Genomic DNA, 20,178 nt, shown 5'->3' with positions numbered 1-20,178 from the left:
TTACCTTGCTCCGCTCGGCGGCATCGTTTCGCCTTTGGTAGTTTTCGTCATGGGCATGTTCTTCGTCGCCGGAGGATTTGGACTGTGGACCGGGGCTCCGGCCGCCAGCCCGCTGCGCGGATTGGCCTCCACATAGGTGGTCTCGGGCAGAGGCCACGGACCCGCATAGCTCGCCGGATATCCTTCGCTCTCTGCAATATTCGTGAGATCGCCGACCTGAGCACCCGCTGGAACGTCCTTGGTCGTAGCGGCCTGGCTCAACTGCAGCGCGCGAATATAGGCTGCCACTGCCCAACGGTCTGCCGGGGTCAGCTGTGCCGAGTAGTCAGGCATAGCACCGTAGCCATTCGTCATAACATAGAAGAAATGGCTCAGAGGCTTCGCCATCAGCCGCGCGCCATGATAATTGCCCGCCGGCTTATAGCCGCGCTGAACAATCATTCCGTCCCCGTTTCCCACGCGGGAGTGGCACGGGGTGCAGTAGATGTTGAAGCGTTCCTGTCCGCGCTCCATAACCTGCATGGTCACCGGAAACGGCATCAGGTTCTGCTCTTTGCCATCTTTCAGACCGGTATAGAAATACTGATCTTCGTCAAGCTGGCCCCGGGCGACAGTCTCGGTCACCTGGGGGCGTACCGAGCGCCCATCTGCGAAGAAGGTAGTCCCGCGCTGGGGAATGAATTTCGGCTGGTTATGCATGTCCTGCCTGCAACCGGCAAGCAGAGAGATGGCTGCTAACGCTGCCAGCGCCACGCCGTGGCGCGCAGCTTCCGAGCGGATTCGGTTCATCGGATTAATACTCCACCTCCACTACGGAAACAGGGCTTTGATCTTCGAGGAACTTGCGCGCCTCGTCCAGAACAAACTTCGGATCATCGGCCTCAAGGCAGAGGAAGAACTTGTCATTCGTCGCGCCGTTGCGGAAATTCGGCGCATTGAAGAGCGGGTGATAGAGCGACGGCAAACCACACATGGCCAGCATGCCGAAGGCCGCCGACAGCCCGGCATAGAGAATCGTCCACTCGTAGGCGGGGATCATAAAGGCTACCCATGAGTAGTAGGGCCTTCCACCGATATTCAAGGGATAACCCCAGACCGAGATCCAGGTTTCCAGGCCATACATGGCCGCCAATCCCAGCAGCCCCCCGAGGAGGCAGACAAGCGAAACTTCATCGCGGTGAAAACCGATGGCTTCAGCTGCCTCTTCAAGTGGATAAGGCGTGTAGCAGTCCAGGCGACGCCAGCCGGAGCCGTAAGCAGCCTTCGCGGCTCTCACCAGTTCTCCAGGAGTATCGAACTCCGCCAGTAATCCGTATGTTCCTTCACGTACAGGCATTAGTCACCTGCCTCCGGCAGTGGTTCCGCTTCTTCCCGCACCTTGGATTGCGGCAGCAGGACTTTGATTTCCTGCATCGGAATCATAGGTACGAAGCGGATAAATAAGAAGAACAGAACAGTGAAAAGCCCCAGGGTGCCGACAAACGTTCCGTAGTCCCAACGGGTTGCCTTGTAGGTTCCCCACGAGGATGGAAGGTAGTCGCGCGTAAGGCTGGTAACGACAATCACGAAACGCTCAAACCACATACCCGTGTTCACGATCAGCGACATCAGGAACATCAGGGACGGGCTTCTGCGCCAGGCTCGCAGCCACAGCAACTGCGGAAGAGCGATATTGCAGGTGATGAGAACCCAGTAAGACCATCCCATCGGCCCGAACATGCGGTTCCACATCATGAAGTATTCCCAGTGGCTTGCCGAGTACCACGCCATGAAGACTTCCATCGAATAGCCATAGGCCACGATGAGTCCGGTGGTCAGCATCACCTTGCCCATATTCTCTATGTGGCGAATGGTGATCATGTCTTCGAGGTGATAAAACTTGCGGATCGGAACCGCCAGCGTGATCACCATGGCGAAGCCGGAGTAGATGGCGCCTGCTACGAAGTATGGCGGGAAAATCGTGGTGTGCCACCCGGGCAACAGGGCCACCGCGAAATCGAAGCTGATGACCGTATGCACTGAGAGCACCAGCGGCGTGGCCAGTCCGGCCAGCAGCAGGGACGCCGTTTCATAGCGAACCCAGTGACGCACCGAGCCGCGCCATCCGAGGGAAACCATGCCGTAGATATACTGACCCACCTTCGACTTCGCCCGGTCGCGCATCGTGCCAAAGTCCGGAACCAGGCCGATGTACCAGAAAACCACCGAAATGGTCGCGTACGTCGAGACGGCAAAGACGTCCCACAGCAGCGGCGAACGGAACTGCGGCCAGACGTTCATCGTATTCGGATAAGGGAAAAGCCAGTATCCAAGCCACGGACGTCCGACGTGAATCAAGGGGAACATTCCGGCGCAGACCACCGCAAAGAGGGTCATTGCCTCGGCAAAGCGATTGATCGAGTTACGCCAGGTCTGCTTGAAGAGCAGCAGAATGGCGGAGATCAGGGTTCCCGCGTGGCCGATACCGATCCACCAGACAAAATTGATGATGGCAAAGCCCCACGCCACCGGCTGGGTGATGCCCCAGATTCCGACGCCGCGCAGGAAGAGCCAGGTCACGCAGATAGCCAGCAGCGTCGCAACGCCGCTCGCCACCATGATGCCGCCGAACCACCCCAGCGGAGTGTGACTGGTGAGCACGATCCGCGAGATCTTCTCCGTGACCGATCTGAGCGTATGTCCCGGCGCGATAACCCGGTTTTCGCCGGTTACCGGGTCGCGCATCGGATCGTTAATCTTGACGTCCTTGGTTGCCATACTCGCCTCTTGAGCTTCGTTACCCGTTCTGCTGCGGTGAGCCTTCGCCGAGTGCCGCGGCGAGTTCCTGGTTTACGTTGAGCACTTCCGCAACATACGTCGTCCGAGGACGGGTGTTGTTGCCTTCGAGCACCCCATAGCTGCGGGTCTGCGCTTTGAGCTTTGCCACCTTGCTGCTGCGGTCGTTGATATTGCCGAAGGTGATCGCGCTGGTCGGGCAGGCCTGCTGGCATGCGGTGACAATCTCCCCGTCCCGCACCTGCCGGTTGCCCTTGTCCGCGGCTATTTTCGCCGCCGAGATGCGCTGCACACAGTAGCTGCACTTCTCCATCACGCCGCGGCTACGCACCGTCACGTCCGGGTTGCGCATCAGCTTCAGGCTCTCCGTCTCATAGTCGGAGTAGAGCAGGAAGTTGAATCGCCGCACCTTATAGGGGCAGTTGTTCGAGCAGTAGCGAGTGCCCACGCAACGGTTGTAAACCATCGTGTTCAGCCCCTCGGGAGTGTGCACGGTAGCGCCTACCGGGCATACCTGCTCGCACGGCGCATTTTCGCAGTGCTGACAGGCCATCGGCTGGAAGTGTGCCCGCGGCGCCGCCAGATCGCCTTCAAAGTAGGTGTCGATGCGCAGCCATTGCATGTTGCGGCCTACCTTGACCTGGTGCCGTCCGACCACCGCAATGTTGTTCTCCGCGTAACAGCTCACGATGCAGGCATTGCAGCCTACGCAGGAGTTCATGTCAATCGACATGCCCCATGCGTTCTTGTCGTAGCGGTAGGAGGCAAACATGCTCGTATCCGGCTCGGGTGCATCGTGGCCTTCGCCCTGGTGAGCGAAGTCCGGATCCTTCCTGAACTCATCGAGAGTGGCGTAACGGATGATCCCGCGGGTCAGCGTCTCGTTGCCTTCCAGGGAGTGCGTGCCGCTGCCATCGCCGCCGGCGTACATCGCCCGATGGTCAATATAGTGGCTCTTCGTAACCGCGAACTCGAACTTGTTGCCGGTCTTCTTCACCTGCGCATTCGCCGCAATCAGCGGAGCAGACGAGGTGCGCGCGTCGTAGGCATTGAATCCCATGCCGCTGCCGACCCGTCCGGCATTTCTCCGGCCCTGGCCCAGCGTCAGGGTGATGACATTGTCCGCGTGTCCCGGAACCGCCAGTACCGGAGCGAGTACCTTGCTCCCGTTGACACTGATTTCGATAACATCGCTCTCTTCGACCTTCAGCTTGTCGAGGGTCCCGTAGCTCATCATCGCGGCGTTATCCCACGAGAGATTCGTGACCGGGCGGGGCAGCTCCTGGAGCCAGCCCACGTTCGCATAGCGGCCGTCATACAGATTCAGATCAGGCCTGAAGATCACCTCGATCGAATCCGCCGCAGCCGGTGCAGATACATTGACGGCAATATTCTTTGCCGCAACACTCTTTGCCGGGAAGGCCGTATCTGCCAGGAAGCCGTCATGCAGGGCCTTCCGCCAGTTGAACTCGTAATCTCCCTTGGCCGAGAGCTGCTGCTTCCATGTCGCGCGGACTGCCCCGTACGCCGACGTATCCGGGTCGTCGAGCATCTGCTGCAGAATGTCGTGCTCGCTTTTGCCGCCGTAGAGCGGATCGATCATCGGCTGGATGATCGATACCGTGCCGTCATAGCTACGCGCATCCGACCACGATTCCAGATAATGCGCACCATTGATATGCCATTCGGCGACGTTGCCTGTCTCGTCCAGGTACTGCCCAAGGTGCACCGTGTGCTTAGCCTTCGACATCGCCGTGATGAAGTCGAGATCGACGGGCGCCCCATAGACGGGATTGGTGTTCATGATCACCAGCCAGTCGACCTTGCCCGCATTCAGATCGGCGATCAGGGTCTTGAGATCATCGCCCTGGATCGACGGCATCGGGTTGACCGTCTCGGTGTAGACCACCGTCTTGCCTGCATTGCCAAGCGCCTGGTTGATCGCGATAGCCGCCAGATGGACCTCGGGAGTCTGCTGCTCGCCCGGAATCACCACCGACTTGCCTGCGTTCGCCTTCAGATCCTTAACCAGCGCAGCGAGATACTTCTGCTGCTCGTCGGTCCAGCTGTAACCGGCCGGAGCCGCGCCGCCATTGAGCTGCGCGAGAATCGCCGCCGCAAACGGACCAACTTCGCTCGCCCGCAGGGCAAGCCTGTGCTCCGCCTTCAGGCCGGTGGTTGTGGTCCAGCTCTCCACCGCATACAGGCGGTTCATCTCATCCGTGCCGTCCAGCTTGCGCTTCGCAGCCCAGTCGCCTGCCAGCTTATTGAAGCCGGGGTGCACGATGCCTGAAAGAAATTCCGCGTCGAGGGCGAGGATAACGTTGGCCTGGTCGAGCTTGTACTGCGCGTCCAGATAATCGCCGAAAGCCTGCTTCGATGCCGCATAAGCGGAATCGCGGTTGACCGGCTCATACTGGAGAAACTTCGCGTTCGGATAAGAAGCCTGCGCCTTCTTCCACTGCGCTGCCAGCGTGGGCGAGGTTACGGTTGCACTCAGGAAGTAGAGCCCCTGTCCGCCGCCGGAGGCCTTCTTGTCCGCCAGCATTCCGCGAAAGGCTGCCTGAAAGACTGGCCAGTTGCGCGTCTCCCCACGATAGAGGATGTGCTGCGAGCGATCAGGATCATAGAGCGCGAGCAGCGTGCCCTGGGTCATCGCATCCGAGGAGCCGTGCGCCATCGGGTGCTCCGGGTTGCCGTCGAGCTTGATGGGGCGATAAGCATCGCTCTTGACCAGCAGCGGCAGCGCGCCCATGGGAAAAGGATGAGCGGTAGCGAAATAGACCGGCCTGCCAAGCACCAGATCTTCCGGCTGCTTGATGTAAGGATAGATTGGCTCGTCCGGCTGCTTGGTGCAGCCAACCACTCCGGCAAGGGCCATCGAGGCGCCTGCCAGCTTGAGAAATCCACGCCGTGTGACCGGATCGATCCACTCTGACGCCTGCTGCGGAAATTCCCGGCTGAGCATCTCGCCAAATTCAGGCTTATCCGCCAGCTCATCGAGGCTCCGCCAGTACTTCTTGCCGGTCTGCCCCTTCAGCTTGGCCCGCACTTCTTCGAGGGTCAGCCGCTGCCCTGGTTCGCTTGCACTCATCTGATTTTGGTTTTCCTTCTCTGGCAGCATGCTCATCGGTGACATACCTCGCAGCTGGAAAGCTCGCGCGGCGTACGGATGTGGTACTGGGCTACCAGGAACTTACCCAGCGCTTCCTGACTCGTATATTTCGTATACACAGCAGACACCGGCATAGGAGGTCCACCCGCGTCGCTTACCATCTGGGCGTGCAGTCCGACCGGAGCGCCGCTCAGCGAAGCAAGCTGCCCACCGGCTGCCGGCTCCTGCATCGTGCAGTTCACCGACTGCGCCGTAGGAACTCCGTCCTTGTCCGGCGTAGAAGCACACCAGACGGGCTTTAGCTCAGACGGCTCAGTCCATGCCATGTTGTAGATCTGCGAGGTCGGACGCAGGTTCTTCCCCGGATTACGGTGACAGTTCAGGCACCATTCCATCTGCAGCGTGTTCTGCTGGTACATGATGGGCATCTCGTCCACCCGCCCGTGACAGCTCGAACAGCCTATGCCTTTGTTCACGTGAATCTCGTGATTGAAGTACACGTAGTCCGGAAGATCGTGAACCTTGGTCCAGACGATCGACTTGCCCGTAGCCCAACTGTCGCGCACCGGCTCCAGCAGGTCCGCATTGGTCCAGATCTGCGCGTGGCAGTTGATGCATGTCTTCGTCGGCGGGATCCCCGCGTAGCTCGACTTCTCGACTGAGGTGTGGCAGTACTGGCACTGCAGTCCAAGTCCCTGGACATGGTGCTTGTGGCTGAATGGTACCGGCTGTTCAGCTCGCTGCCCCTGACGTGTGACCCACGGAGATCGCTGCAACTGGTCCAGCGTAACGCCCAGGGCAATCACGATGAGTCCCGTTAATACGAGGCTCATTCGGGCCAGCGCGTTCGAGCTGCGGTCAAAAATCTGCGCCATCGATCGATTCCTGCTTCCTGGTAATTCCGTTGATGAAAGTTACGACAGTTTTGCCTGTTGTCTGCTTTTTCCAATCGCAATTCATCGCGCTATTTGGGTGAAGGACAACTATAGCGGTGAGGAGCGAAGTCCGGCAAGTGACACACGTGCCTACATGAAAAAAAACCGCAACTGCGCGTGCAATTTTAGGAATGAACCATAAAGTGCCTGCAAGGAGCCCTGCAATCCCCGTCGTTTTTTCCAGGAAATACGGACGCTTCAGTCCAGCTTTACCACCAGCAGCTTCGGCTCCGTCATCTCTTCGATCGCATAACGCAGGCCTTCGCGACCCAGCCCGGAATCCTTGATGCCGCCATACGGCATAGGATCGAGCCGCCACGTCGGGGTATCGCCTACGATCACCCCTCCGACCTCAAGTTGACCGTATGCGGCAAAAATCTCCTTGGCGTCGCAGCTGAACAGGCCCGCCTGCAGCCCATAACGGGAGCTGTTCACCGCCGCGATTGCCTCCTGAAAGGTGTCATATGGCTCCACCACCATCAGCGGCGCGAAGACTTCCTCGTCGAGCACCCTCATTGGGCTCTGCGTGCCTGTCAACAGCGTGGGCTCCACCAGCGAACCGTTGCAGTTGCCGCCGGCCAGCACTGTCGCGCCGCCCTCACGCGCCTCTGCGATCCATTCACTGATCCGCACAGCATCCACAGGACGAATCACCGGGCCCACATCCGTCGCCTCATCCATCGGATCGCCGACGCACAGGGACTGTAGATGTTCAACCGCGTAGTGAACGAAGTCATCGTAGGCCTCGCGCCCCACATAGACCCGCTGCACGGAGATACAGCTCTGCCCCGCATAGCTCATTGCTGCGGTCACCGCCTTCTGCGCCGCTCCGCGCAGGTCTTCCCATTCGGCACAAACAATGAGGGCCGCATTGCCGCCGAGTTCCAGCAGGACGCGCTTCTTCGCTGCCTTCGCCTTCAGCGCCCAGCCCACCCTGGCACTCCCGGTAAAGCTCAACAGCTTCAGACGGTCTTCATGTTCCAGCAGCCACTCCGCATCTTCGTTGGCCAGCGGCAACACCGCCAGCGCCTCCTGCGGCCAGCCTGCATCCAGCAGAAAGCGCGCCAGCTCCATAGACGAGAAGGGCGTCTGTGGCGCAGGTTTCAGCAGCACCGGGCATCCCGCCGCCACCGCCGGCGCCAGCTTGTGCGCCACCAGGTTCAGCGGAAAGTTGAACGGAGTAATGGCAAAAACGGGCCCTGCCGGGAAGCGGCGCACCATTCCCCATCGTCCTTCCGCGCCCGGCAGCAGATCGAGTGGCAGCACCTCCCCTCCCTGCCTCGTGGCCTCTTCCGCGGCTACGCGAAAGGTGAAGGCAGCGCGATCCACCTCGCCGCGCGCAGTGCGGACAGGTTTGCCTGCCTCCGCAACGATCAGCCTGGCAAGCCGTTCCTTTTCGGCCGCGATACGCCCCGCTACCTCGCCGAGGATCCTCTGCCGCTCATAGGCAGGCATGACGCGCGTCGTCGCAAAAGCCTTGTCCAGGCCCGCCACCGCCTCCACCGCGCGTTCGCGTGAGGCCTGCCGGATGGTTCCGACAACGCTCTGGTCCCACGGGGAGCGCACCTCGACGGCGTCCCCCTCAAAAACCTCTGTGCCCTTCAGCAAGAATCCCTGTTCTCTCATCGCCTGCTCCCTCATCCCGTCTTTACGATTTCTTTTTTAGCTGTACACGCTTCGATGCCACTCCGCATTCGCTCTGCAAGCAAGCGCAGAATACACGTGTAGTAGTCTTCCTCTACACCAGACTGCATCCTCAAGGACGCCGCCATGCACCTTCCGCTCCGGATGTTTACCGCGGCCCTGCTTCTGCAGAGCCTGCTTCCCTTCGCAGGGCTTCATGCCCAGGAGTTCACCCTGCAGCAGGCCATGAGCGCGCCCTTCAACTCGGAGCTCTCCGCCGCTCCCGCCGGGAGGCGCTTTGCCTGGGTGATGGATGAAGAGGGCCGCCGCAACCTCTGGATCGCCGAGCCATCCGCCGGCGGCTACCACTCGCGCCCGCTCACCCACTACGACGCCGACGATGGGCAGCAGATCGACGAACTCGCCTGGACGCCGGACGGCGAGAGCATCGCCTTCACGCGCGGCGGTGATTTCGAATTTCCCGAGAAGCCCTTTCCCAACCCCGCCTTGCTGCCGCAGGGCGTCGAGCAGCAGATCTGGCTCATCTCCATCAAAGACGGCAGCCAGCGACTGATCGCCGACGGACGCTCCCCAGCCTTCTCTCCTGGCGGTGGCACCCTTGCCTATCTGTCCAAAGGCCAGGTCTGGACCGTGAAGTGGGATGATCCGGCAGCGAAGCCCGCGCAGATGTTTTTCGCCCGGGGCGAACTCGGCTCACTGCGCTGGTCGCCTGATGGCAGGCGCCTTGCCTTTGTGAGCGGGAGAGGGGATCACGGATTCATCGGCGTTTATGACATTGCGGCAAAACACCTCAGCTATCTCGACCCCAGTACCCAATCCGACAGCGAGCCTGTCTGGTCGCCTGACAGCCGGAGAGTCGCCTTCATCCGCATTCCACCGGATGAGTCAGGCATTACCTTCAAGCCTCGCCGCACGGCCCAGCCATGGTCGATTCATGCAGTCGATGTGAGCACCGGCACGGCCACGACAATCTGGCGCGCGACACCAGGACAAGGCAGCGCCTTCCATGAACTCGAAGGCACAAATCAGTTGCTATGGATGGCGGACGGGCGCATTGTCTTCCCCTGGGAGGGCGATGGCTGGATTCATCTCTATGCAGTCTCCTCGGAGGGCGGCAGCGCATCGGCCCTGACGCCGGGAGCATTTGAGGTGGAGGATGTAACCTCTTCGCCCGATCACCGGCGCATAGTCTACGCATCCAACCAGGCCACCACGGACCCGCTTGATCAGGACCGAAGGCACCTGTGGAGCCTCGACGAGGCCGGAGGCACACCACGGCAGCTGACCACTGGCGCCGGTATTGAAAAGAACCCCATCCTCGCTAGCGATGGCTCTACTCTCGCCACGCTCCACGCCGATGCACGCCTGCCTGTCCGTCCGGCGATCGTGGCCTCAGGCGAGTTGCATGACCTGGCTCCGCAAACCATCCCGGCAACTTTTCCCGCGGCGAAGTTTGCCGTCCCCCAGCAGGTCATCTTCTCTGCAGCCGATGGCACGAAGATTCACGGCCAGCTTTTCCTGCCTCCCGCAAACCAGGGAAGACATGCAGCCGTAGTCTTCTTTCACGGTGGCTCGCGCCGCCAGATGCTGCTCGGGTGGAACTCCATGCAGTACTACTCCAACGCCTACGCGATGAACCAGTACCTCGCCAGCCTCGGCTACATCGTCCTCTCAGTGAATTACCGCAGCGGCATCGGCTACGGACTGGACTTTCGTGAAGCCCTGAACTACGGCGCCGCCGGCGCAAGCGAGTTCAATGATGTGCTGGGTGCGGGGCTCTACCTGCGCAATCGCGCAGATGTGGATCCGGCGCGAATCGGCGTATGGGGCGGCAGCTACGGCGGCTACCTCACTGCCCTCGCCCTGGCCCGCGCTTCCGATCTTTTTGCCGCAGGCGTCGATATGCACGGCGTTCACGACTGGAACATTGAACTCGGAAACTGGCAGCCATCCTACAATCCAAATGCGGATCAAAAGGCGGCTCGTCTCGCCTGGGAATCGTCGCCTCTCGCCTACGTGAGCACCTGGCGCTCACCCGTGCTGCTCATGCAGGGAGACGACGACCGCAACGTGCAGTTCTCTCAGACCGTCAAGCTTGCCGCAGCGCTCCGCGCCCAGGGCATCCCTTTTGAGGAGCACATTTTCCCGGACGAAATTCACGACTTTCTGCTGCACCGCACCTGGGTGACCGCCTATCAACTGGAGGCGGATTTCTTCAATCGCAAACTTGGCAATCAGCCTAGGAAATAGCAGCCTGGATCGCGAGCAGACTCTCGAGCACTGCTCGCAGATTCTTCAGATCGAGCGCATTCGCGCCATCTGACTTTGCATTTGCCGGGTCGTCATGCACCTCGAGGAAAACGCCATCGACACCGGCCGCAACCGCAGCCCGCGCCAGCAGCGGAATGAACTCCGGCTGACCGCCTGAAACGCCGTTCGCGGCCGACGGCGTCTGCACCGAGTGCGTACCGTCAAAGACCACAGGAGCCATCTGCCGCATGATCGCCAGCGAGCGCATGTCCACCACAAGGTTGTTGTAGCCAAAGGTCGTGCCGCGCTCCGTCAGAAAGACGCGCTGATTGCCCGTCGAAGTAATCTTCTCGACCGCGTAGCGCATATCCGCGGGAGCAACGAACTGGCCCTTCTTCACATTGATCGCGCGGCCGGTTTCTGCAGCAGCGACCAGCAGGTTCGTCTGCCTGCACAGAAACGCCGGAATCTGCAGAATATCCGCACCCTCGGCAGCCACGGCGCAGTGCGACGGCTCATGAACGTCAGTAAGCACTGGCAGCCCGGTAGCCTCGCCAATGCGGCGCAGAATCGCCGTGCCCTCCTGCAGCCCCGGCCCGCGAAAACTGCTGACTGCAGTACGATTCGCCTTATCGTAGGAGGCCTTGAAGACATAAGGCACCCCAAGATCGGAGGTGATGCGCTGAATGGCGTCCGCCATCCGCCGCGCATGAGCTTCACTCTCGATCACACAAGGTCCGGCAATCAGAAATAGCCCGCCCGACCCAATCGACACATCGCCTACTGAAAACGCTGAGATCACTTACCTATAAAACCACAATCTCTACGGATTGATCCGCGTTCATGCAGTCAGATTGACGATTTAAGCACCTTGGCGAGTACACGATTTCCCAGGTCCTGCAGCTTCTTATGAGTCCCGAAAGCAGGAATACCCAGCATCACGCCAATCCTGGCTCGCCACCTGTCCGCAGCGGGCATCTTCCAGAACCATGAATCTCTCTTCCGAATAACGCGGTAAAGCCGCTTGAACCCATAGCGCTTTTCCGCAGGCACATGCCATATCGCAAGCTCATAATCCTGAGGCTCAACATTGCGATAACTAAATTGTGTCCATAGACGCTTAATAAAGCGATTGGCCGTGTCATGCTCAAATCCAAGCCGGAAATAGAGATAGCTCAGAAAGTGTGCTTCTTCATTGAACTTCGCCTTTCCCAGCTCAAATCTATCCATACACTCTCGCCAGATGGCTTCCGACAACTCGGCCATTGCGCGAATAGCTTCTGATGTAGCCGCAAAAAACTCCCCTCCACAATAGCGAGGAATCTCCGTCAGAGGCTCACCGCTGATTTCCTCATAGAGGGCCTTCATTTCAACCCTAGTTAACCCATTGATGGAGTGTTCTTCGCTATAGGACATCGAGTACAGAAGCGCACCCTTCTGGGTAAGCTCCTGATAGAGAGGATCCAGACTTTTGTTGATCACGCAGTCCGAATCAAGAATGACATAGGATTCGTTCTCCGCAGTCTTCGCAAGATACTGAATCAGGTCGAGGATGTAGAACTGATTTCGCCATGAGCCGTGATAACCAACAGGGGGAAGATGAGCAAGAGGCACAACGATAACTTCTACACCCAATGAAACCAGAAAGTTCTTAATATCAGGTGCAGCGATTGGCCGGTTCGTGAAGAGTACAAGCCTGCAACTATCGCCACAAGTGCGACTCGCGCACGCAAAGAAGTCGGCCACGCACCGCCAGTACATAAAATGAACCTGCGGATTATCGGACTGGATCTTACCAGCCTGCGGAAACCAGCTCTGCTCGACCTTAGTATCGTTGACAATCCACGTAGCAAGTACTTTCTGCTTCACCGGAACTACTCCGTTCTTAGTTGCTGGCGTGCACTGTCGGAAGTACTGCCACAGAGGCGCTCTTTTCGCGCTTCCCATAACTAGCCATCACAAAAGCCTCGAACAAAGGATGCGGCTCCAGCGGCTTGGACTTGAATTCAGGATGGAACTGGCAGCCCAGGAAGAATGGATGGTCGGGGATCTCCACGATTTCGACGTAAGTGGAATCCGGCGTGGTGCCGGTAATGCGCAGGCCGGCGCCGGTGAGTGCCGCTTCATACTCGCGATTGAACTCATAGCGATGGCGATGGCGTTCGCTGATCTCCGTCTTGCCGTAGGCCTTGGCCGCCAGCGATCCGTCCTGCAGCACGCACGGCCACGCGCCCAGCCGCATCGTTCCGCCCATCTCTTCCACGCCCGTCAGCTCGCGCAGCTTGTAGATAACCCGATGCGGCGTCGCTGGGTCGAACTCGCTTGAGTTCGCGCCCTCCAGTCCGCACACGTTCCGCGCGTATTCGATGCACGCCGTCTGCATGCCCAGGCAGATGCCGAAATAGGGCACCCGGTTCTCGCGCGCATAGCGGATCGCATTCAGCATTCCTTCAATGCCGCGCTTGCCGAAGCCGCCCGGCACCAGAATCCCATCGAAGCCCGCAAGCTGCTCCTGGTAGTTCTCTACCTGCAGCCCCTCGGCCTCGATCCACGTCACCCGCAGCTTCAGGCTATGCGCGAGCGCGCCGTGCACCAGCGCTTCCTTGAGTGACTTGTAGCTGTCTTCATATTCGACATACTTGCCCACGATCGCGATCGACACTTCATCCTGCGGGTGGTAGCAGCGCTCGACCAGAGCGCTCCAGCGGCTCAGGTCCGGCTGGCGCGTCTCCAGGTGCAGATACTTCAGCGCCAGGGCATCCACGCCCTCCTGCGCAAACGTCAGCGGCACCTCATAGATAGACTCCACGTCGCGCGCCGCGATGACTGCCTTCTCTTCGAGATTGCAGAAGAGCGCAATCTTGCTCTTGATCTCCGGCGAAAGGAACCGATCCGTGCGGCACAGCAGAATATCCGGCTGGATACCGATCGAGAGCATCTCCTTGACCGAGTGCTGCGTCGGCTTGGTCTTCAACTCCTGCGCAGCCGATATCCACGGCACCAGTGTCACGTGAACAAATACCGTGTTCTCGCGGCCAAGCTCCTGCCGCATCTGCCGGATCGCCTCCAGAAACGGCAGCGATTCGATATCGCCCACCGTGCCGCCGATTTCGACAATCGCCACATCGCAATCCGCGGCGACCTTGCGCATCGCCGCCTTGATCTCGTTGGTCACATGCGGAATCACCTGGACGGTCTTGCCGAGGTAGTCTCCGCGCCGCTCCTTGGTGATGATCTGCTCGTAAATGCGGCCGGTCGTCAGGTTGTTATCCCGCGTAAGCCGCGCATGGGTAAAGCGCTCATAGTGACCAAGATCGAGGTCCGTCTCCGCGCCATCGTCCGTCACAAAGACTTCGCCGTGCTGGAAGGGCGACATCGTTCCCGGATCAACATTGAGATAGGGATCGAACTTCATCAGATTGACGCGGAGACCGCGGCTCTCAAGTAGACAGCCGATAGAAGCTGCGGCCAATCCCTTGCCTAGACTGGATACAACCCCGCCAGTCACAAAGATGTACTTTGCGGACATTCCTGCGTCACCTTTTTAATGTGGTTTTGATGGACGTACCGGGTGGGCACAATCAAGTATCGCAGAATTGCGGCACTGAGAAAAGCTCAAACCCTCCGCCCTTCGCCGGGGCGCTTTGCATCTCTGTTTCCGCCCCTGCATCTGCCGCGCTAGAATCTTCCTTGTCAGGCATGAGCACCGTCCTCCATTCGCCGATTCTCAAACGTTTCCGCCACGGTCGCCCTGACCGTGGACGATTCCCCCGCGACTGACTAAGCTCGAATCGATCGATTTTCCGCAGCGCCGCCGGGTTCGGTTTCCTGCTGGCAGCCTGCGAGCACGCACGCGAACTCCCAGAACAGAAAGGCACAGCATTATGAACAGCTTCGACAGCCAGTCCGAATTGAAATCGGGCCAGCACAGCTACAGGATCTTCCGCCTCAGTGCACTAGAAAAGAAGGGCGTGAACCTCGGCCGCCTGCCCTACAGCCTGCGCATCCTGCTTGAAAACCTGCTCCGCCAGGAAGACGGCAAGACCGTCACCGCGGAGGATATTGAGTTCCTGGCGAAATGGCAGCCTCAGGCCGAGCCATCGCGCGAGATCGCCTTCATGCCTGCCCGCGTGCTCATGCAGGACTTCACCGGCGTGCCCGCCATCGTCGATCTCGCCGCCATGCGCGACGCCATGAAGCTCCTCGGCGGCGACCCGGAAAAGATCAACCCGCTGCAGCCCGCCGAGCTGGTCATCGACCACTCCGTGCAGGTAGATGAGTACGGCACCGGCAATGCCTACGAGCAGAACGCCATCCTTGAGTTCCAGCGCAATCGTGAGCGCTACGCCTTCCTCAAGTGGGGCCAGTCCGCCTTCCACAACTTCTCCGCTGTACCCCCCGGCATGGGCATCTGCCACCAGGTCAACCTCGAATACCTCGCCCGCGTCGTCTTCACCAGGGAGCAGAACGGCCAGTCCGTCGCCTACCCTGACACCCTCGTCGGCACCGATTCGCACACCACGATGATCAATGGTCTCGGGGTGCTCGGCTGGGGCGTCGGCGGCATTGAGGCCGAGGCCGCCATGCTGGGCCAGCCCGTCTCGATGCTCGTGCCGCAGGTCGTCGGATTCAAGCTCATCGGCAAGCTCCGTGAGGGCGCCACCGCCACCGATCTCGTCCTCACCGTCACCGAGATGCTGCGCAAGCTGGGCGTCGTCGGCAAGTTCGTCGAGTTTTACGGCGCCGGCATCAGCGAACTCTCGCTCGCTGACCGGGCCACCATCGCCAACATGGCGCCCGAGTACGGCGCCACCTGCGGCATCTTCCCCGTCGATGCGGAGACGCTTCGCTACCTCAAGCTCACCGGCCGCCCCGCCGAGCAGATCGCCCTCGTCGAGGCGTATTACAAGGAGCAGGGCCTCTTCCACACGCCCGCGTCGCCCGAGGCCGAATACACCCAGACCATCGCCCTCGATCTTGCGACCGTCCAGCCCAGTGTCGCCGGCCCCAAGCGTCCGCAGGACCGCGTCCTGCTGAGCGAGACTGGCGCCAGCTTCAGGAAACAGCTCCCCAACCTCCTTGGGCCCAACGCCGGCAAGCTTGGCGAGCGCCAGGCAGTTCGCTGGGAGGGCGAGGGCGGCCATGCCTCCGTCAATGGAAACGTCCAGTCCACTCACGGCACGCCGGAACCCGGCTCCGCGCACGGGCTGCAACCTATCCCCGAGCACGCCACCGTCAAGGAGCGCTTCGGCGTTGAAGTTGATCCCTACCTCGATCACGGCTCGATCGTCATTGCCGCCATCACCAGCTGTACCAATACGTCAAACCCGTCCGTAATGATGGCCGCAGGACTCCTCGCAAAGAAGGCTGTCGAAAAGGGACTCAGCGTGCCGCCGTGGGTCAAGACCTCCCTCGCGCCCGGCTCGCGCGTCGTCAGCGACTACTACAACAAGGCTGGCCTCATGTCCTACCTTGACCAGCTGCGCTTTAACGTAGTCGGCTACGGCTGCACCACCTGCATCGGCAACTCCGGCCCGCTGCCCGGCGATGTCTCCAAGGCCATTGAGGATCACGGCCTCGTCGCCGTCTCCGTCCTCAGCGGCAATCGCAACTTTGAGGGCCGCATCAACTCCGATGTCCGCGCCAACTACCTCATGTCGCCGCCGCTGGTGGTCGCCTACGCGCTCGCCGGCCGAATCGATCACGACTTCGACAACGAGCCGCTCGGCAAGGACAAGGCAGGCCAGCCCGTCTACCTCAAGGACATCTGGCCCACCCAGCAGGAGGTGGCCGACACCGTCGCCTCAGCGCTCACCTCGGAGAGCTTCCGCAAGGAATACTCCACCGTCACCCTTGGCGATACCAACTGGCAGGGACTCCGCTTCCCCACCGGCGACGTCTATCAGTGGGAGCCGGATTCCACCTACATCCGCAAGGCGCCCTACTTCGACGGCATGGCCGCCACGCCTGCGCCGGTCACTGACATTACCAGCGCCCGCGTGCTGGCTGTCCTCGGCGACTCCGTAACCACTGACCACATCTCCCCGGCTGGGTCCATCAAGCAGAACGGCCCGGCAGGCAAGTACCTCACCGACCACGGCGTCAAGCCCGCGGATTTCAACTCCTACGGCTCGCGGCGCGGCAACCATGAAGTCATGGTCCGCGGCACTTTCGCCAACGTTCGCCTGCGCAACAAGCTTGCGCCGGGAACCGAAGGCGGCGTCACGCGCCTGCTGCCTGAGGGCGAACAGATGAGCATCTTCGACGCTTCGGTCAAGTACGCCGAGCGCGGAGTTCCGCTGGTCATTCTCGCCGGCAAGGAATACGGCTCCGGCTCCTCGCGCGACTGGGCGGCAAAGGGGCCGAAGCTTCTCGGCGTCCGCGCCGTCATTGCTGAGAGCTACGAGCGCATCCACCGGTCAAACCTCGTCGGCATGGGCATTCTGCCCCTGCAGTTTGCTGAGGGACAGGACGTTGCAAGCCTCGGCCTCACCGGCGAAGAGGTCTTCGACTTCCCCGGCCTCAAGGCGCTGCTTGACACCAAGCTGGCCAACGGCAGAACGCTGAAAGTCAAGGCAACAGCCCCTGATGGCAAGACGAAGGAGTTCGAGGCCAAGGTGCGAATCGACACTCCGCAGGAGATTCTCTACTACGAGAATGGTGGCATTCTCCAGTACGTCCTCCGGCAGCTCGCAGCCAGGGCCTGACCCTCAAACCGAAGCCCCGCGCTCTCCCATGGGCGCGGGGCTTCACTGTCTCTGGCGATTGCCTTTCCAGTAAACTGGTTCCATGAAGCGAATCATCCTCTACAGCCAGCCCGGCTGCCCGCCCTGTTTTGCGGCGAAGCACTTCCTCAAGGAGCACGGCGCCGGCTTCGAATACAAAGACGTCTCGACCGACCCCGTCGCGATGCGCGAACTTATGGATCTGGGCAGCCGCTCAACTCCGACCATCGTCGTCGACAGTGAAGTCATGATTGGCTTCGATCCCGAGCGCCTCGAACAACTCCTCAACGCCTGACGCGACGCCCAGGGCATATATTTTCGTATCTGCAACGCTTCGCCCCATCCCCGCCGAAGCGCATTCTCGCCCCGCAGATGCAGCAGCTCGCCGCGAGAGACGAGCACCGTCTTCACCAGCGAATCCCCATCTGGTAGAGCCGCAGCAGACCACCGCAAAGCACCGCCACCGGAGGCAGGGCGGTCAGCGCCAGCAGGTAGGAGAGCGGCTGCCTGCCCCGCAGCTGCAGCGCAGAGAAGGCGCCCAGCAGCAGGATCGCCAGGGCCAGCATCAGCGCATGGATGATTGGATTGGCCAGCCCTGCGGCCAGCGCCGTCACATATCCGCCCGCCACGCCGCACACCAGCGCAATGCCGATATTCACGCTCATCGCAAAGAGATCCGCCGGCACATCCTCCCGGCTCAGCTGCGGGGCATATCGCCGCAGCAGCAGCGTAGCCAGGGCGATCAGCACCACCACGGTGACGAAACCCGCCAGGATGGCCAGAAATGAATGAAGCGTGCCGCCTGCGCTCTGCATATCGTGTGTCTACCTCGCCGCCCGCCCTTGCTCTGTCCGGGACCAAGCCCATGCGGATGAAGAACAAAAGAAAATAAGCATGCTGAAACGTCTGTCTCTTGCTGGCAGTCTAAATCCCTGCATCCAAACGTATAGAAATTCAGAGAACGAGAGAATAAGCAATGCACAAATTCCAAGTTTGGGCGCCGGGGAAGAACACTGTCAGCGTGGTCATCGCCGACCGGCAATACCCGCTGCAGGCCGGTCCCAATGGCTGGTGGAGCGCCTCTGTCCCCGAAGCAGGCCCCGGCACGGACTATGCCTTCACCATCGACGGGGGCGACCTCGCCGTTCCGGATCCCCGCTCGCAGTGGCAGCCCCAGGGCGTCCACGGCCCATCGCGCCTCGTCGATCACAAATCCTTCACCTGGCACGACCAGGACTGGCAGCCGCCCGCATTCCCCAGCGCCATCGTCTATGAGCTTCACCCCGGCACATTCACGTCGGAGGGCACCCTCGACGCCGCCCGGGCCAGGCTGCCTTTCCTCAAAGACCTCGGCACCACTCACGTCGAGCTGCTGCCGGTTGCGGCCTTTCCCGGCAGGCACGGCTGGGGCTACGACGGCGTCTCGCTCTTCGCCGTCCATGAACCCTACGGCGGCCCGGAGGCACTCAAGCGCTTCGTCGACGCCTGCCACTCCCACGGCCTCGCCGTCATTCTCGATGTTGTCTACAACCACCTCGGGCCTTCGGGAAATTACCTGGCCATGTTCGCGCCCTACTTCACCCATCTCCACAACACGCCATGGGGCGATGCGGTCAATCTTGAAGACGCAGGCAGCCACGAGGTCCGCCGCTTCTTCTGCGACAACGCGCTCATGTGGCTGCGCGAGTATCACTTCGACGGCCTCCGTCTCGACGCCGTGCATGCCTATATGGACCGCTCCGCCATCAACTTCATGGAGCAGCTCTCGCACGAGGTACGCTCCCTGGAGGCCCAGACCGGCCGCCACTACACCGTCATCGCCGAGAGCGACCTCAATGACCCGCGCCTCGTCACCTCGCCCGAGTCCGGCGGCTACGGCATGGACGCGCAGTGGAGCGACGACTTCCACCATGCGCTGGTCACCGTCCTCACCGGCAATCGTGAAGGTTACTACTCCGACTTCGGCAGCCTAGCCGATCTTGCCAAGTCGCTCCGCTCCGTCTTCGTCTACGATGGCATCTTCTCGCCCTATCGCGACCGTGTGCATGGCCGGCCGGTGAAGGGCCTTCCCGGCTGGCGCTTCCTCGGCTACTCGCAGAACCACGATCAGGTCGGCAACCGCGCCCGGGGCGAGCGGCTGGTGCACCTCGCCGGCGCCGCACGGGCAAAGATTGCCGCCGCCCTCGAACTCACCTCGCCCTTCATCCCCATGCTCTTCCAGGGCGAGGAATGGGGCGCATCCTCACCCTTCCAGTACTTCACCGATCATGAAGACAAGGAACTGGGCCGCCTCGTCTCCGAAGGCCGCAAAAAGGAATTCGCCGCCTTCGGCTGGGATCCCGACATCATCCCGGACCCCCAGGCCCCTGAGACTTTTCAGAGCTCCATCCTGCACTGGGACGAAATCAGCAAAGCTCCCCACGCCGAGATGCTCGCCTGGTACAAACAGCTCATCCAGCTGCGCCGCAGCCGGCCCGAGCTCACCAGCGGCGCGCTTGAGGAGGTCCACGTCCGCTTCAACGAAGAGCAGCAATGGATCGCCATGCAGCGCGGCAGGCTGCTGGTCATCGCCAATCTCGGCAAAGGCAGCTACACCCCGGCTATCGACCCAGGAGCCGCTCTTCTGCTCGCCTCCAGCCCTGAGGTGCAGTTTCAAAATGGAGAACTGACCCTGCCGAAAGATACAATTGCCATGCTGGAACTGGCACAGGAGCCGCACGCGTCTTAAGCTGAT

Annotated in this window: 14 protein-coding genes; 4 read left to right on the top strand and 10 right to left on the bottom strand. The window is 60.8% G+C overall.

Annotated features, from left to right (window positions below):
• The 6 genes from C7378_RS14965 to C7378_RS14940 all read right to left on the bottom strand — a co-directional run bounded on the left by C7378_RS14965 (position 1) and on the right by C7378_RS14940 (position 8,451).
• Complete coding sequence (locus C7378_RS14965) at positions 1-789, bottom strand: c-type cytochrome (protein WP_131998551.1); 789 nt, start codon at positions 787-789, stop codon at positions 1-3.
• A gap of 4 nt (positions 790-793) precedes the next feature.
• Positions 794-1,336, bottom strand: a complete 543-nt coding sequence (locus tag C7378_RS14960) for a DUF3341 domain-containing protein (protein ID WP_131998549.1) — start codon at positions 1,334-1,336, stop codon at positions 794-796.
• The gene (gene nrfD / locus C7378_RS14955; RefSeq protein ID WP_131998547.1) at positions 1,336-2,757 is read right to left on the bottom strand and encodes an NrfD/PsrC family molybdoenzyme membrane anchor subunit; all 1,422 of its coding nucleotides are present in this window, start codon (positions 2,755-2,757) and stop codon (positions 1,336-1,338) included. The genes C7378_RS14960 and nrfD overlap by 1 nt, the downstream gene beginning before the upstream one ends.
• Before the next feature lie 19 nt (positions 2,758-2,776).
• Complete coding sequence (locus tag C7378_RS14950; protein WP_243648282.1) at positions 2,777-5,869, bottom strand: TAT-variant-translocated molybdopterin oxidoreductase; 3,093 nt, start codon at positions 5,867-5,869, stop codon at positions 2,777-2,779.
• 32 nt (positions 5,870-5,901) lie between these two features.
• The gene (locus tag C7378_RS14945; RefSeq protein ID WP_131998543.1) at positions 5,902-6,765 is read right to left on the bottom strand and encodes a cytochrome c3 family protein; all 864 of its coding nucleotides are present in this window, start codon (positions 6,763-6,765) and stop codon (positions 5,902-5,904) included.
• Positions 6,766-7,023: 258 nt separating this feature from the next.
• Entirely contained in the window at positions 7,024-8,451 is a 1,428-nt protein-coding gene (locus C7378_RS14940) for an aldehyde dehydrogenase family protein (RefSeq protein WP_243648281.1), read from the bottom strand.
• A gap of 144 nt (positions 8,452-8,595) precedes the next feature.
• Here C7378_RS14940 and C7378_RS14935 point away from each other — a divergent pair, with 144 nt between their 5' ends.
• Positions 8,596-10,719 (top strand): S9 family peptidase, encoded by a 2,124-nt coding sequence (locus tag C7378_RS14935; RefSeq protein WP_243648280.1) that lies wholly within the window; start codon positions 8,596-8,598, stop codon positions 10,717-10,719.
• Here C7378_RS14935 and kdsA read toward each other — a convergent pair.
• From kdsA to C7378_RS14920, 3 genes are read right to left on the bottom strand one after another with little or no spacing between them, the layout of a single operon-like run.
• On the bottom strand, positions 10,709-11,521 hold the full coding sequence (gene kdsA / locus C7378_RS14930) for a 3-deoxy-8-phosphooctulonate synthase (RefSeq protein WP_131998539.1): 813 nt from the start codon (positions 11,519-11,521) through the stop codon (positions 10,709-10,711). The genes C7378_RS14935 and kdsA overlap by 11 nt on opposite strands.
• A gap of 47 nt (positions 11,522-11,568) precedes the next feature.
• Positions 11,569-12,588 carry a hypothetical protein gene (locus C7378_RS14925; protein ID WP_131998537.1) on the bottom strand — a complete coding sequence of 340 codons (1,020 nt, stop codon included), beginning with the start codon at positions 12,586-12,588 and terminating at the stop codon, positions 11,569-11,571.
• Between the two features lie 16 nt (positions 12,589-12,604).
• Positions 12,605-14,248 carry a CTP synthase gene (locus C7378_RS14920; RefSeq protein ID WP_131998535.1) on the bottom strand — a complete coding sequence of 548 codons (1,644 nt, stop codon included), beginning with the start codon at positions 14,246-14,248 and terminating at the stop codon, positions 12,605-12,607.
• Positions 14,249-14,603: 355 nt separating this feature from the next.
• Between C7378_RS14920 and acnA the strand changes: the two genes are divergently transcribed.
• Entirely contained in the window at positions 14,604-17,426 is a 2,823-nt protein-coding gene (gene acnA / locus C7378_RS14915; protein WP_165876829.1) for an aconitate hydratase, read from the top strand.
• An 82-nt stretch (positions 17,427-17,508) separates the two neighbouring features.
• Entirely contained in the window at positions 17,509-17,739 is a 231-nt protein-coding gene (locus tag C7378_RS14910) for a glutaredoxin family protein (RefSeq protein ID WP_131998531.1), read from the top strand.
• A gap of 112 nt (positions 17,740-17,851) precedes the next feature.
• Here the strand turns inward: C7378_RS14910 and C7378_RS14905 are convergent, their stop codons facing one another.
• On the bottom strand, positions 17,852-18,259 hold the full coding sequence (locus C7378_RS14905; RefSeq protein ID WP_131998529.1) for a hypothetical protein: 408 nt from the start codon (positions 18,257-18,259) through the stop codon (positions 17,852-17,854).
• Positions 18,260-18,420: 161 nt separating this feature from the next.
• Here C7378_RS14905 and treZ point away from each other — a divergent pair, with 161 nt between their 5' ends.
• Positions 18,421-20,172, top strand: coding sequence for a malto-oligosyltrehalose trehalohydrolase (gene treZ, locus C7378_RS14900; RefSeq protein WP_131998527.1), 1,752 nt, complete (start codon positions 18,421-18,423; stop codon positions 20,170-20,172).
• Positions 20,173-20,178 lie beyond the last annotated feature (6 nt).

Source organism: Acidipila rosea (genome assembly GCF_004339725.1).
In the GTDB taxonomy this organism is placed as follows: domain Bacteria; phylum Acidobacteriota; class Terriglobia; order Terriglobales; family Acidobacteriaceae; genus Acidipila; species Acidipila rosea.
The sequence above is the reverse complement of the archived record's forward strand: the minus strand, read 5'-3'. Positions and strand labels throughout refer to the sequence as shown.

What these genes read in the sequence shown, in the direction of transcription:
- acnA (WP_165876829.1), top strand. Translation starts at nt 14,604, where the DNA reads ATGAACAGCTTCGACAGCCAGTCCGAATTGAAATCGGGCCAGCACAGC.
- C7378_RS14960 (WP_131998549.1), bottom strand. Translation starts at nt 1,336, where the DNA reads ATGCCTGTACGTGAAGGAACATACGGATTACTGGCGGAGTTCGATACT.
- nrfD (WP_131998547.1), bottom strand. Translation starts at nt 2,757, where the DNA reads ATGGCAACCAAGGACGTCAAGATTAACGATCCGATGCGCGACCCGGTA.
- C7378_RS14950 (WP_243648282.1), bottom strand. Translation starts at nt 5,869, where the DNA reads ATGAGTGCAAGCGAACCAGGGCAGCGGCTGACCCTCGAAGAAGTGCGG.
- C7378_RS14905 (WP_131998529.1), bottom strand. Translation starts at nt 18,259, where the DNA reads ATGCAGAGCGCAGGCGGCACGCTTCATTCATTTCTGGCCATCCTGGCG.
- C7378_RS14965 (WP_131998551.1), bottom strand. Translation starts at nt 789, where the DNA reads ATGAACCGAATCCGCTCGGAAGCTGCGCGCCACGGCGTGGCGCTGGCA.
- C7378_RS14940 (WP_243648281.1), bottom strand. Translation starts at nt 8,451, where the DNA reads ATGAGAGAACAGGGATTCTTGCTGAAGGGCACAGAGGTTTTTGAGGGG.
- C7378_RS14935 (WP_243648280.1), top strand. Translation starts at nt 8,596, where the DNA reads ATGCACCTTCCGCTCCGGATGTTTACCGCGGCCCTGCTTCTGCAGAGC.
- C7378_RS14910 (WP_131998531.1), top strand. Translation starts at nt 17,509, where the DNA reads ATGAAGCGAATCATCCTCTACAGCCAGCCCGGCTGCCCGCCCTGTTTT.
- C7378_RS14920 (WP_131998535.1), bottom strand. Translation starts at nt 14,248, where the DNA reads ATGTCCGCAAAGTACATCTTTGTGACTGGCGGGGTTGTATCCAGTCTA.
- treZ (WP_131998527.1), top strand. Translation starts at nt 18,421, where the DNA reads ATGCACAAATTCCAAGTTTGGGCGCCGGGGAAGAACACTGTCAGCGTG.
- C7378_RS14945 (WP_131998543.1), bottom strand. Translation starts at nt 6,765, where the DNA reads ATGGCGCAGATTTTTGACCGCAGCTCGAACGCGCTGGCCCGAATGAGC.